Origin of the sequence: Azospirillum sp. TSH20, from assembly GCF_003115935.1 — a bacterium.
Taxonomy (GTDB): Bacteria; Pseudomonadota; Alphaproteobacteria; order Azospirillales; family Azospirillaceae; genus Azospirillum.
The window spans coordinates 1-13,979 of record NZ_LGQU01000037.1; the positions used below are offsets into that span (position 1 = coordinate 1).

Genomic DNA, 13,979 nt, shown 5'->3' on the forward strand with positions numbered 1-13,979 from the left:
TCCGGATCACCGGCATCCCCGCCGGCGCCACGCTCGCCAACACGCTGAACGGCACGCTGACGGTCACCGGCGGCTCGATCACGCTGACCAAGGATCAGCTTGCCGGCCTGACCATCACCCCGCCGTCGAACAGCGACGTCGATTTCGACCTGACGGTTACCGCCGTCGCCAAGGATGGCGTCGCCGCCGAAGCGACGAAGAGCAAGACCCTGCACGTCACCGTCGACCCGGTGACCGACACGCCGACGCTGAGCGTCACCGCCGCGAGCGGCAACGAAGACACCGCCATCGCGCTGGACATCCGGTCGGCCCTGACCGATCTGGACGGTTCGGAATCGCTGAGCATCACCATCGCCGGTGTCCCGGCCGACGCGACGCTCAGCGCGGGCACGCACAACGCCGATGGCACCTGGACGCTGACCCAGGCCCAGCTGTCCGGCCTGACCATCACGCCACCGCACGATAGCGACGTCGACTTCACCCTGACCGTTACCGCCACGGCCACCGACCGCGAGCTATCCCCGGTTTCCGTCCAGACGACGCTGGCCGTCACCGTGGTGGCGGTGGCCGACACGCCGACGCTCGCCGTGACGCCCATCACCTACGACCTTGCGACCGGCCAGAACGACACGCTGACCGGCACCGCCGGCAACGACACGCTGTCGGGCGGCGCCGGCAACGACACCATCCGGGGCGGCGCCGGCGACGACCTGATCTACGGCGACGGCACCGGCATCTTCACCACCGCCCTGACCATCACCCCCGCCGTGACGGACGTCGACGGCTCGGAGTCGATTTCCAAGGTGACGATCTCCGGCGTTCCGGCCGATGCGACGCTCAGCGCCGGCACCCGCAACGGCGACGGGACCTGGACGTTGACCCAGGCCCAGCTGACCGGCCTGACCCTGACCGCCAAGGAGCGGGACAGCGCCACCCCCATCACCCTCACCGTGGTCACGACCTCGGAGGAGCGGGAGAACGGCAGCACCGCCGACAGCGTCTCCCAGACGCTGACCATCCAGTTCACCAACACGCCCAAGGGCAACGACAGCCTGGAGGGCGGCGACGGCAACGACACCGTCTATGGCGGCGCCGGCAAGGACACGCTGGTCGGCGGGGCGGGCGACGACAGCCTCGATGGCGGCACCGACAACGATCTGTTGGCCGGCGGACTTGGCAACGACACCATCGACGGCGGCGCCGGCAACGACACCGTCACCTATGCGGACTCGGCCACCGCGGTGAACGCGAACCTCGCGACCGGGGTCGGCAGCGGCGAGGGCAACGATGTCCTGCGCAATCTGGAGAACGTCACCGGCTCGGCCTTCGACGACACCATCACCGGCGACGGCGGCGCCAACATCCTGCTCGGCGGCGGAGGCAAGGACACCATCACCGGCGGGGCGGGCAGGGACACCATCCATGGTGGCGCCGGCGACGATCTGTCGATCTTCACCGTCGGCACCGATGGCGGCACCTCGTCCAGCCCGGAATTGCAGGATGGCGATGCCGGCATCGACACCTTCCGGGTGATGCTGACCGGTTCGCAGCTGTCGAACGCATCGATCCTGGCCGACCTCCGCACCCTGCGCAACCGGATCGAGGCCGCCGCCGCCGATCCCAATGCCGCGACCAACGACGCCGACGTCTCCAAGGCCGCCACCCTGAACGCGCTCGGCATCAAGGTGGCGGATTTCGAGAAGCTGGAACTCTATGTCGACGGCCAGCCGGTCGATGTCCGCACGGCGTTGAACTACGCGCCGACCGCGACGGCGGACAGCACCTCCACCCGCGAGGATGTCGCGGTCAACGGCCGGCTGGGCGCCACCGACCAGGACACGCTCAACGGCCGCACCGACGACACGCTGACCTACAAGGGCCCCGGCGACAACGGCCAGCCGGTGCGTCTGGCGCACGGCACGCTGGTGGTGAACGCCGACGGTACCTTCACCTACACGCCGGACGCCGATTTCAGCGGTACGGAGACCTTCTCCTTCACGGTGACGGACGGCTACGGCGGCACCTCCACCGCCACCCAGACGATCCAAGTGACGCCGCAGGCCGACGCCATTGCGCTGACCACGCTGACCGCGCGCGGCAACGAGGACGCGGCCGGCGGCATCGCGCTCGCCCCGACCATCACGCTGAGCGACGTCGACGCCGCCAGCCCGGAAAAGGTGGAGAGCGTCACCCTGACCATGGCCGCCTCGCAGCAGGACGTGGCCGGCGCCAAGCTGTACGTGAACGGCGTTGAGTTGACCCGCAGCGGTCCCGATGCCTCCGGAAACTACAGCTGGACCATCCCGACCACGGCGCTGGCGGCCGGCGGGACGGCCGGGACCTGGACGGTCCAGGGCCTGACGGTCGTCACCACCCACAACTCCGACGCCGACCTCGCCTACACGCTGAAGGTCGGCACCAAGGACAGCACCAGCGCCGGCACGGTGTATGGCACGCAGACGGCGACCGGCACCATCACCGTCGATGCGGTGGCAGATGCGCCGACCGTGACCGCCGCCGCCGCCGCGACGGACGAGGACACCTCCGTCGCGCTGACGATCACCCCGGCCCTGACCGACACCGACGGGTCGGAGAGCATCGGCTACGTCACCATCTCCGGCGTTCCGGACGGGGCCAGCCTGAATTTCGGCAGCGTTCTCAGCATCCAGGGCGACGGCAGCAAGACCTGGAAGGTGGATGCGGCCGATCTGCCGAACCTGCGCCTGACGCCGCAGCACGACTTCTCCGGCACCATCACCCTCAGCGTCACCGCGACCTCGGTGGAGCGGGAGAACGGCTCGACCGCCGTATCGGCGCCGGCCACCCTGTCGGTGACCGTGACCGGCGTCGCCGACGCCCCCATCGTCATCCCCACGGCGGCCACCGGCAACGAGGACAGCGCCATCCCGCTGACCATCGACGCCCACCTGTCCGACGTGACCGGGGAGACGCTGGACCACATCACCATCACCGGCGTGCCGGAGGGGGCGACCCTGTCCGCCGGCACCCACAATGCCGACGGCAGCTGGACCCTGACGCCGGGCCAGTTGAGCGGCCTGAGCTTCACGCCGCCGTTGAATTATTCCGGCACGGTGACGCTGAAGATCACCGCCACCTCGGTGGAGGGGACGAGCACCGCCACCTCGGCGCAGCAGTCGCTGGCGGTGACCGTCAACGCGGTCGCCGATACGCCGGTGCTGTCGGCCTCCGACGCGGTGGGGCGCGAGGACACCGCCATCCCGCTGTCGGTGGTGGCGGCCCTGACCGACCGCGACGGTTCGGAAACCCTCAGCATCCTGGTCGGCGGCGTGCCGGCCGGGGCGACGCTGAACCATGGCCATTACGACGCGGGCCTTGGCAAGTGGGTGCTGACCCAGGCCGACCTGTCCGGCCTGACCATCACCCCGCCGGCCAACTCCAACACCGGCTTCGACCTGACCTTCACCGCGCGGGCGACGGAAAGCTCCAACGGTTCCATCGCCGATGCGACGGCGATGACCGTTCATGTCGACGTGCAGGGCGTGGCCGACGTGGTGACGCCGAACGGCACGCTCACCGCCCGCGGCAACGAGGACACCGCGATCAACCTGCGGCTCGGCGATCTGGTGATGGTCGACAATGACGGGTCGGAGCGCCTGTCGCTGGTCGTCAGCAACCTGCCGTCCAACTCCTGGCTGTCGCTGGCGGCTGGGCACGAGAGCGGGCTGGTCTATCTCGGCAACGGCCGCTGGTCGGTCGATGTGGAGTATCGCAACGAACTGACCCTGACGACGAAGAAGGACTTCGCCGGCACGATCACCCTGAAGGTGGACGTCATCACCACCGACAGCAACGGCGCGCCGATCATCACCGTGAACGGCGTGACCTCCGGCGGGACGCTGAAGGACACCCGCGACCTGACCGTCACCGTCGACCCCAAGACGGACGAGCCGGTCGTCTCCATCGGCGCCCATGCGCAGGAGGACGCCGTCGGCGGCATCCCGCTGACCATCTCCGCCCTGACCGGCGACAGCGACGGGTCGGAGCATATCTCCTCCATCGTCATCTCCGGCCTCCCGGCCTGGGTCACCCTGACCAGCACGGATGCCGGCGCGCTGATCGACAACCATGACGGCAGCTGGACCGTCGATCCGGCCAAGCTCGGAAATCTGCGGCTGAACGTACCGGCCCACAACGCCGACGACTTCACCATCACCGTCAAGGTGACGGCGGTGGACGGTACCGACAGCCTGACCAGGACCTACACCCCGAAGGTCACCGTCACCGCCGTCGCCGACGCGCCGGTGTCGCATGCCGCCGACGGTTCGGCGGTGGCCTACCATGTCGATAACCTGTCGACGACCGGCGTGCCGGACGGTTTGGTTCTCGACCTGAACGCCTTCCTGCAGGACACCGACGGTTCCGAAAAGCTGGCGGTCACCATTTCCGGCGTGCCGAAGGGCACGGTGCTGTCGCGCGGCCTCGACAACGGCAACGGCACCTGGACGCTGACCGCCGAGGAGTATGCCCGGGCGCTGGGCGAGGGCGGCCTGAAGCTGACCGTCAAGGACGCCAATGCCACCGGCATCACCCACAGCGTGTCGGGCACCGTCGACACGGCCAGCGTCACCCTGACGGTCAATCCCTACAGCATTGAAAGCGAGGGCGACCGCAACACCAGCGTGTCCGACAGCTTCGTGCTGAGCTGGACCACCACGGCCGCGACGGGCGGCGGGTCCACGGGTGGTGGTGACACCGGCGGCGGCACCGGTGGCGGCTCGACCGGCGGCGGATCGACGGGGGGAGGCTCCACCGGCGGCGGCTCCACCGATGTCGCCGACAGCCCGCTGCTGACCGTTCAGGCGGCTTCCGGCAACGAGGACACGGCCATTGCGCTCGACATCACCGCGGCGCTGGCCGACACCGACGGGTCGGAGGTCCTGGCCAGCATTGTCATCGAAGGGGTGCCGACCGGCGCCTCGCTGTCGGCCGGTTATCTGGACTCCACCACCGGGAAATGGGTGCTGACTCCCGACCAGCTTTCCGGGCTGAAATTCACCCCGCCGCACGACGCCAGCGGGACCTTCCAGCTGACGGTGACCGCGGTTGCGCGGGAGATCAGCAACGCCGACCGGGCGACCACGACCAAGACCCTGGCGGTCGAGGTGGCGCCGGTCAGCGACGCCCCCGCCATCAGCGCCAGCTCCGTCACGGCGCGGGAGGATCACGCCGCCAGCCTGTCCATCTCCGCCGCCGTCACCGATCTGGTCGGCACGGGGGAGGTGATCACCGCGCTGAAGGTGACGGTTCCGGCCGGCTTCACCCTGTCGGCTGGCACCTCGCTCGGCAACGGAGTCTATGATCTCACCGGCCTGTCCGCGTCGGATCGCGCGGCGCTGACGCTGACGCCGCCGGCCAACTATGCCGGCACGGTGACCCTGACGGTGGAGGCGGCCGCCCAGGACGGCACCGCGACGCCCGCCTGGTCGACCAAGACGCTGTCCGTCACCTACACGGCCGCCGCCGACGCGCCCGCCGTCATCGTCCATGACGCGACCGGCGCGGAGGACACGCCCATCGCCCTGAACCTGTCGGCCAGCCTCGTCGACACCGACGGGTCGGAGACGATGGCGGTCATCCTGTCGGGCCTGCCGGCGGGCGCGGTTCTGAACCACGGCTCCAACAACGGCGACGGGTCCTGGACCCTGAAGCCGTCGGAACTGTCGGGCCTGACCGTCACGCCGCCGCGCAACTATTCCGGCGGCATGGACCTGACGCTGACCGCGACCAGCCTGGAAAGCTCCAACAAGGACACGGCGAGCACGACCGCCAACATTCATGTCGATGTAACGGCGGTCACCGACGCCCCCACCGTCATCGTCACCAATGCGTCCGGCAACGAGGATTCGCTGATCGCGCTGAACCTGACGGCGGCGCTGGTCGACACCGACGGGTCGGAGACGATGGCCGTCGTGCTGTCCGGCCTGCCCGCCGGCGCGGTGCTGGTGGATGCCAACGGCAACATTCTGACGCCCACCGCCGGTTCGGTCAGCCTGACCGCCGCCCAGCTGTCGGGCCTCAAGCTTCAGCCGCCGGCCGATGCCGGCACCGACTTCAACCTGACGCTGACGGCGACGACGACGGAGACCGTCGGCGGCGCCACCGCGACCACCAGTCAGCTGTTCCGCGTCAGCGTCGATCCGGTCGCCGACCAGCCCATCCTGACCTGGGCGCCGCTGACCGGGACCGAGGACACGGGGCTACCGCTGAACCTCGCCGTGGCGCTGGCCGACACCGACGGGTCGGAGCGGCTGGGGCTGCTGACGATCACCGGTGTGCCGACCGGTGCGCTGCTGTCGGCCGGCACCCACAACGCCGACGGCAGCTGGACCCTGACGCCGGCCCAGCTCAACGGCCTGATCCTGACGCCGCCGGCCAACAGCGATGCGCCGATCAGCCTGACCGTCACCGCCGTCAGCATCGAATCCAACGGCAGCACGGCGACCAGGGTCGTCACCGTTCCGATCACCCTCCACGCGGTATCGGACACCCCGACGCTGTCCGTCGCCGCCGCCGCCGGCAACGAGGACTCATCCATCGCCCTGGCGATCAACCCGGCGCTGACCGATCTCGACGGGTCGGAGACGCTGACCGTCACCATCGCCGGCATTCCGGACGGTGCCCACCTGTCCAACGCGGCGGGCGACGTGCTGACCGTCACGGGCGGGTCCATCACGCTGACGGCCGGGCAATGGACCGGTCTGGCGATCACGCCACCCTCCAACAAGGGTGACGACTTCACCCTGACCGTCACGGCGACCGCCACCGACGGCACCGCCACGCCGGTCAGCACCAGCGCGTCGCTGCCCGTCACGGTGACTCCGGTGACCGACACGCCGACCCTGTCCGTCACCGCTGCGACCGGTGACGAGGACACCGCCATCGCGCTGACGATCACCCCGGCCCTGACTGATCTCGACGGGTCGGAGACGCTGACGGTCACCATCGCCGGCATCCCCGACGGCGCTCATCTGTCCAACACGGCGGGCGACGTGCTGACCGTTTCCGGCGGCTCCATCACCCTCGCCCCCGGCCAACTCGCCGGTCTGGCGATCACGCCGCCGTCGAACGACAGCCAGAATTTCAATCTGACCATCACCGCCACCGCCAAGGACGGCAGCGCCGCTCCGGTCTCCGTAACGTCGACCCTGCCGGTGACGGTCAACCCGGTGTCCGATGCCCCGACCCTGACCGTGACCGCGGCGGCCGGCGACGAGGATGCGGCGATCCCGCTGACCATCACCTCGGCCCTGACCGACAGTTCGGAACTGCTGAGCATCACCATCTCCGGCGTTCCGGCCGGTGCGACGCTCAGCGCCGGTACGCACAACACCGACGGGACCTGGACGCTGACCCAGGCCCAGCTTGCCGGCCTTAAGATCACGCCGCCGCTGAACGACGACGGCGACTTCACCCTGACCGTCACCGCGACCTCCACCGACGGCACCGCCACCCCGGCCTCCGTCGTGGCGCAGCTGCCGGTCACCGTCCGCGCCCTGTCCGACGCGCCGACCCTGCAGGTTGATCCGGCATCGGTGGCGGAGGACGGCACGGTCGCCCTGTCGATCACCTCGGCCCTGACCGACGCGTCGGAAACGCTGAGCGTCACCATCGCCGACATCCCTGCCGGCGCCACCCTGTCGAACACGGCGGGCGACACGCTGACCATCGTCAACGGCTCGATCATGCTGACGCCGGCCCAGCTTGCCGGGCTGGCGATCACGCCGGCCCACGACAGCGGCAGCAGCTTCACCCTGTCGGTTACCGTCACCTCGACGGACGGCACCGCCACGCCGGCGACAACCAACCGTGCGCTGGCGGTGACGGTGACCCCGGTCGCCGACACGCCGACCCTGGCCACCCCCGCCGTGCACGGCAACGAGGACACGGCGATCACGCTGACGATCACCGCCGCCTCGACCGACGGTGACGGGTCGGAGACGCTGTCGGTGCGGATCACCGGAATACCGGACGGCGCCAGCCTGAACCACGGCACCCACAACGGCGACGGCAGCTGGACCCTCGCCGCCTCGGATCTTGCCGGCCTGACCTATACCCCGCCGGCCAACGCCCATGGCACGGTCGACCTGTCGGTCACCGTGACCGCCCACGATGGCACCGACACCGCGGCGGTGACGCAGACCCTCAGCATCACGGTCGATCCGGTGAACGACAAGCCGACCCTCGCCGCCGCCCACCCCGCCACCGCCATCGCCGCGGACGCGACCGATCATCCGGCAGTTGTCGCCGACGCGACGATCACCGATGTGGACAGCAGCGTCATGTCCGGCATGTCGATCCGCATCGCCGCCGGATCGCAGACCGGCGACGCGCTGAACCTCGACAGCCTGACCATCGACACCGACCCGTCGACCGGCCGCAGGACGGTGTCGGGCACCGGGATCGAGGTCAGCTGGGACGACAGCACCCACCAGCTGTCATTGTCGGGCAGCGCCTCCACCGCGACCTACACCGACATCCTTCAGCATCTGGCGCTCAGCCCGAATGGCGGCGGTGCCCGGACGCTGGAGGTGACGGTCAGCGACGACCAGGGGCTGTCCAGCGATCCGCTGGCGGTGCAGGTGCTGGTCTCGGCCGATGCGACGATGACCGGCAGCAGCGGCGCCGACATCCTGCATGCCGGAAGCGGCACCACCAGCATGTCCGGCGGGGCCGGCGACGACCTGTTCATCTTCGCCCCGCGCGACGGCAACCTGACCATCGACGGCGGGGTGGGCTGGACCGACGTGGTGGAGGTCGGCGCCTTCGTCGCCAATGCCGGCACCAACTGGCTCCAGCAGCTGGACGGGCACGCCTACACCATCGACCCGTCGGGCCACGGCCTGACCTTCACCCAGGAGACGACCGTCACGCTGGAGGACCAGAACCATCACCAGCTGGTGCTGCAGAACATCGAACGGCTGACGTTCTGACCGGATGGAGGCAGTGGGACAGCGGAGTGGGGCGGGGCGGTCAGGCGACCGGCGCGCCGTCCTCCGCGGTCGCGGTGCCCGCCTGCATGTGGGTGATGATCCGCTTCATCAGGCGGCCCAGCATCGCCCGTTCGTCCTCCGCCATGGCGGCAAGCGGCGGGGTCAGCGACTGGCGCAGGGGGTCGCGGTGCAGCAGGGCCCGCCCCTCGTCCGTCAGGTCGAACAGCCAGCCGCGCTTGAATCCCGGATGCGGACGGCGGGCCAGAAACCCCTTGTCCACCAGGGTGGACACCGTGCGCGACACCGGTGCCAGATGGATCCGCTGGAACCGGGCCAGCGCGGTCAGGGTGCGCGCCGGCTCCGGCGCGTCATGGAAATAGCGCAACGCCACCCATTGCGCCGGGAAAAGTCCTTCGGTGAAGCTGATGCCATAGACAAGCCGGCTGACCTGATCCAGCAATGTGACCAGATCCTCGTCTGTCGACCAAGCGTCGCCATGCCCCGGCCTTTCCGACACGCGCTTCTCTCCCTACAGGCATTGCGCCGAACATACAGGCGGCAAGCTTGGGCGCGGACTGTAGCGAAGTCAACGCGCCAGCGGAAGCGCCAGTCTTCGCGTCTGCGTGGTGAAGCCACCGTGAAAGTTCGCGTGGATTATCGTCGAGGAAAATCCATCGCCGTCCTCCGCAAATCCTTGGCAAAACGCGCCGGCCGGTCCCACGTCTGGTCCTGTCGAATTCGACCCGCTTCCACAACCCGCGGACAATGGACATGACCGGCTATCCCCACGTGACCAACGCCTTCCTGTTCGACCTGGACGGCACGCTGACCGACACGGTGTACCAGCATGTGCTGGCCTGGAAGGAGGCGTTGGACGAGGAGGGGATTGCCCTGTCGGTCTGGCGCATCCACCGCAAGATCGGCATGAGCGGCGGGCTGTTCACCAACATGCTGCTGCGCGAGACCGGCCTCGCCATCGACCAGGACCTGCTCGACCGGCTGCGCCATCGCCATACGCAGGCCTACAAGCGGCTGGCCGCCGGCGTCGTCCCGCTGCCCGGCGCCCGCGATCTGCTGGACACGCTGACGGAGCTGAACATCCCCTGGGCCATCGCCACCAGCGGCCGGATGGAGACGGCGCGGCCGGCGCTGGAAAAGCTGGGCGTCGATCCCGAACGCGCCGCGGTCATCACCCGCGACGAGGTCGAATATGCCAAGCCGGACCCCGACCTGTTCCTGGCCGCCGCCGCGCGCATCGGCGTCGACATTACCAGCGCCTTCGTGGTCGGCGACAGCATCTGGGACATGATCGCCGCCAAGCGGGCGCGTGCGCTCGGCATCGGCCTGCTGTCCGGCGGCTATGGCCGGGAGGAGCTTGAGCGCTCCGGCGCGTTGCGCGTCTACGAGGATCCGGCCGACATGCTGACTCACCTGGACGAGGTGGGCGGTCGCCGCGGACTGGCGCAGTAAAAGATCGTCCTACATCAAGTAACCAGCCCGGTCCCTGTTTACAGAACGGATCGGAGCGCTGTGATCACCTTCCGCAGTCTGCATCATGCATGGTCACAGCGCTATGATGCAGTGCAACATCATCATGAAGGACATGCGGGATCGGCGCGTTTCACGGCGGCGCGCTGGTGGCAGCATGGGTTTGCCGATGACGCCGACGCCGCTCCCCGACGCCCGATCATCGCAATTCCAGCCAAGGAGCCGTCGCATGTCCTCCCATCAGCCGTCCTCTCACAAGCCCGCCGCGCGCCACACGATCGCCCGCGCCCTTGTCGCTTCGGCCTTCGCGCTGGCCTCGCTGCTGTCGGTCGCCGCCGCTGCCGCCGTCTCCGCCCAGCCGGACCGCGCCGCCCCCGCAATCGAGATCGACAGCCAGTCCTTCCTGTTCAACTGATCGGCTCCGGAAGGCGCGGAACTCGCCCGGTCCGCCCTAAGCCGGAATCTGCTCGACGAACTCGGTCACCATGCCGCGAGCGAGTGGCTTGAGGTGCTCCCACGCCGGGAGGATCTCCAGATCCTCAAGAACTCGCTCATGGTATGCCTGTGGAAGCGTTTGCAGTCTTCGGACGAGTTTGCCTTTGACCTCGTGCAGACGGTGGATGTGAGCCTTTAGAAGGTCCGCATGGCGTGTCATGATGGCTGCCACATCAAAGATGTCTCTCGGCTTCAACCCCTCGGCACGGTGATACAGTTTCTTGATGGCGATCTCGACGGCGTGTTCCATCGGCACCGTCCATCCGCGGAAATGGTAATCGAGAATCGGCACCGTCGTCAGACGATCCGACAGGATGAAGTCGATCTCGCCTTCTGCATAACGAATTTTCAGATAGTGGGCGGCTTCATCATAATCCTGGCTGTCCCAGAGTCTCTCACCGCCCAGACGGGGGAGAGCAGCGGGATGTATTGAGGGTCATGGATGAAAAGATCGATGTCCTTGGAACGCCGATGTTCGAACTGAACCATCAGCGCGGTTCCACCGCTGAAGCTGTAGAACCTCAGCGGCGTTCCATTCGCTTCGAGCGCATCGATTCCGCGCAGGGCGCGTTCAAGAAGTGACTGCCAGCCCGGAGAGTTCGGCATCGAGCACCTTATTGAATTCGCCGGTAAGCGCCTTGATCTTGGCGTAGGTCGCTCCAAGGGCGGCGATGGTGATGCCATGCCCTTCGGCGAACGCCAGCACGAGATGTGGCTTCACCTCGATGAAAAATGTTGCAATGTGCGGCAGCCAAGGGTCGATCTCGGCCGATTTGACGGACGCGGCAAGCGTTTCTGCGTCAAGCGACCGCTTGAACGATGCGTTGACCGTTCCAAGCACAAGCCTGTCAACCTTTGCGGCCGATACCGACGTCATCGCAACCACCGTCCACAACTGCACGAGTAGCCTACAATACATGGTGGGGTGCGGGCGAGTCCTCAAGCCATGCGTCAAAAAGCGCGCAGCGGCATGATCGGTTCCGGACAAAAGAAGAGCCGCCGGTGATACCGGCGGCTCTGAAGTCCGAGAGGAACGTCCAACAAGTTGTGCCGGGTCAACCCACGGCGCATCCAGCGGTACGGGACTAATATACTAATATCTCATCCGTGTGGCAAGCAACTTCGTCCTTGCGGTTAGCTTTTTTGTCCAGCGGTCCGCCCGGCCGGTGTCATTCCCCATGCTCAACGGAAAACGCCCCCCGGCGCAAGGCGGGAAGGCGTTCCGATCGCGCTGAAGGAATGCGTCAGTCAGCGCCGGCCGTGGCGTTCGGCATGGCGGCGGCGGGCTTGCCCCCCCGCTGGCCCAGGACCAGGGCGATGATGGCGAAGGCGGCCAGATCGAACACGGTCAGGCAGGCGAACAGCGGCTCGTACCCGATGGTGGTGGCCAGCTGACCGATGATCAGCGAGAAGATCATGCCGCCCATATAGCCGGCCATGCCGCCAAAACCGGTCGCCGTGGCGACGTCCTGCTTCTCGAAGGTGTCGGTGACCAGGGCATAGAGCAGGCTGGACAGCATCTGGTGGGCGAAGGCGCCGAGCGAGAACAGGAAGATGGCGGCGATCGGGCTGACGGTGAAGCTGATCAGGGCCGGGCCGACCATGCACACCGCACCCACGCCGACGCCGGCGATGCGGGAGTTGACCAGCGACATCTTGAAGCGCTTGACGAAGAAGGGCGACAGGTAACCGCTGAGGATGCAGCCGATGTCACCGGCCAGGAACGGCAGCCAGGCGAACAGGGCGAACTGCTTGATGTCCATGCCGCGGGTGGAGACCATGTACAGCGGGATCCAGAAGCTGAAGGTCTGCCACGCCGGCTCGGTCAGGAAACGGGCGGCGGCGATGCTCCAGAACTTGCCCTTGCCCAGCACGCGCTTCACCGACGGCTTCGGCAGCTCGACATGCGCCTGGCCTTCCAGGATATAGTCGTGCTCTTCCTTGGTCAGGCGCGGATGGTTCTCCGGGTTGCGGTACAGCATGTACCACAGGGCCGACATGCCGACGCCCAGCAGACCGGTGACGATGAAGGCTTCCTGCCAGCCATAGGTCAGCGACAGCCAGATGACGAAGGGCGGGGCGACCATCGCGCCGATCGAGCTGCCGGTGTTGAACCAGCCGGTGGCGATGGAGCGTTCCTTGGCCGGGAACCACAGGGTGGAGGTCTTCACGCCCGACGGCATCGCCGCCGCTTCGCTGACGCCCAGCAGGCCGCGGAAGAAGGCCATCGACTGCCAGCTGCCGGCCAGTGCATGCGCGGCGGCGGCGGCGCCCCAGACGAAGGCGAACATCGCATAGCCGAGCTTCAGCCCGACCAGATCGGTGATGTAACCGGCGACCGGCTGCATCAGGCTGTAGCAAAGCTGGAAGGCGCTGACGATGAAGGAATACTGCTCGGTCGAGAAGTGGAGCTGTTCCTTCAGCGTCGGCGCCAGGATGCCCAGCGTGTTGCGGTCGATGTAGTTGACCACGGTGCCCAGCATCATCAGGGCAAGGATTTGCCACCGCAAACCACGGATCTTGTTCATGTTTTCCTCACATGCCTGCCACGGCAGGCGCCGGTGCGCACGTACAGGCCCTAAGGCGGCGATCCTCGGGCGGGGATGCCTTGCCGGCGGGTGTTCGGTGCCGGGCGACGGTGTCGCTTCCACTCCGTTTCAAGAGGGGCGGGAGCATCGCTGATAGAGTTATATTAATATATCAGTGTGCGCCGCAAGTGGTTTTCCGGGACCGCCGTCTGCCCTTGCGAAAATGTCGCAGGACGATGATGCGGTGCGCTGACTTCTTCGCAGTCGCAGCATGATCACGTCCTTACCGACGGACGCCATTTGCTGCAATGCAATGTAATTTCGGGTTGAAACGCCTGTTCTTCTGTTCGGAATTTTGGCCGAGAGCTGATCGCCCCGGCGCATCCGCATGTAGGAAGCCACAGCGCCCGGTCGTGATAAATGACTTGCATCAATGGTCTGCGCCCGCCTTGCGCCCCTCTCGGCGGTCGCTTTCACCCCATCGTTTGTCGGCAAT

8 protein-coding genes are annotated in these 13,979 nt (G+C 67.5%); 4 read left to right on the forward strand and 4 right to left on the reverse strand.

Annotation, left to right across the window (positions count from 1 at the left end; all coding sequences use genetic code 11):
• On the forward strand, positions 1 to 8,972 hold an 8,972-nt coding region (locus TSH20_RS10430), incomplete at its 5' end, for a tandem-95 repeat protein (RefSeq protein ID WP_146207474.1).
• Between the two features lie 40 nt (positions 8,973 to 9,012).
• Here the strand turns inward: TSH20_RS10430 and TSH20_RS10435 are convergent.
• Positions 9,013 to 9,489: a MarR family transcriptional regulator gene (locus TSH20_RS10435; protein WP_109074666.1), complete on the reverse strand. Its 477-nt coding sequence runs from the start codon at positions 9,487 to 9,489 to the stop codon at positions 9,013 to 9,015.
• A 254-nt stretch (positions 9,490 to 9,743) separates the two neighbouring features.
• Here TSH20_RS10435 and TSH20_RS10440 point away from each other — a divergent pair, with 254 nt between their 5' ends.
• Positions 9,744 to 10,442 carry an HAD family hydrolase gene (locus TSH20_RS10440; protein ID WP_109074667.1) on the forward strand — a complete coding sequence of 233 codons (699 nt, stop codon included), beginning with the start codon at positions 9,744 to 9,746 and terminating at the stop codon, positions 10,440 to 10,442.
• A 247-nt stretch (positions 10,443 to 10,689) separates the two neighbouring features.
• Positions 10,690 to 10,875: a hypothetical protein gene (locus tag TSH20_RS10445; RefSeq protein WP_109074668.1), complete on the forward strand. Its 186-nt coding sequence runs from the start codon at positions 10,690 to 10,692 to the stop codon at positions 10,873 to 10,875.
• A 36-nt stretch (positions 10,876 to 10,911) separates the two neighbouring features.
• Here TSH20_RS10445 and TSH20_RS10450 read toward each other — a convergent pair whose 3' ends face one another.
• Positions 10,912 to 11,385, reverse strand: a complete 474-nt coding sequence (locus tag TSH20_RS10450; protein WP_348770422.1) for a nucleotidyl transferase AbiEii/AbiGii toxin family protein — start codon at positions 11,383 to 11,385, stop codon at positions 10,912 to 10,914.
• 8 nt (positions 11,386 to 11,393) lie between these two features.
• On the opposite strand from TSH20_RS10450, the gene TSH20_RS34925 reads away from it, so the two are divergent.
• Positions 11,394 to 11,537, forward strand: a complete 144-nt coding sequence (locus tag TSH20_RS34925) for a hypothetical protein (RefSeq protein ID WP_158281980.1) — start codon at positions 11,394 to 11,396, stop codon at positions 11,535 to 11,537.
• Here TSH20_RS34925 and TSH20_RS34605 read toward each other — a convergent pair.
• Positions 11,527 to 11,832 (reverse strand): hypothetical protein, encoded by a 306-nt coding sequence (locus tag TSH20_RS34605; protein WP_146205382.1) that lies wholly within the window; start codon positions 11,830 to 11,832, stop codon positions 11,527 to 11,529. The genes TSH20_RS34925 and TSH20_RS34605 overlap by 11 nt on opposite strands.
• 367 nt (positions 11,833 to 12,199) lie before the next feature.
• A complete protein-coding gene (locus TSH20_RS10460) occupies positions 12,200 to 13,483 on the reverse strand; it encodes an MFS transporter (protein WP_109074671.1) in 1,284 nt (427 codons plus the stop codon).
• Between the last annotated feature and the right edge of the window lie 496 nt (positions 13,484 to 13,979).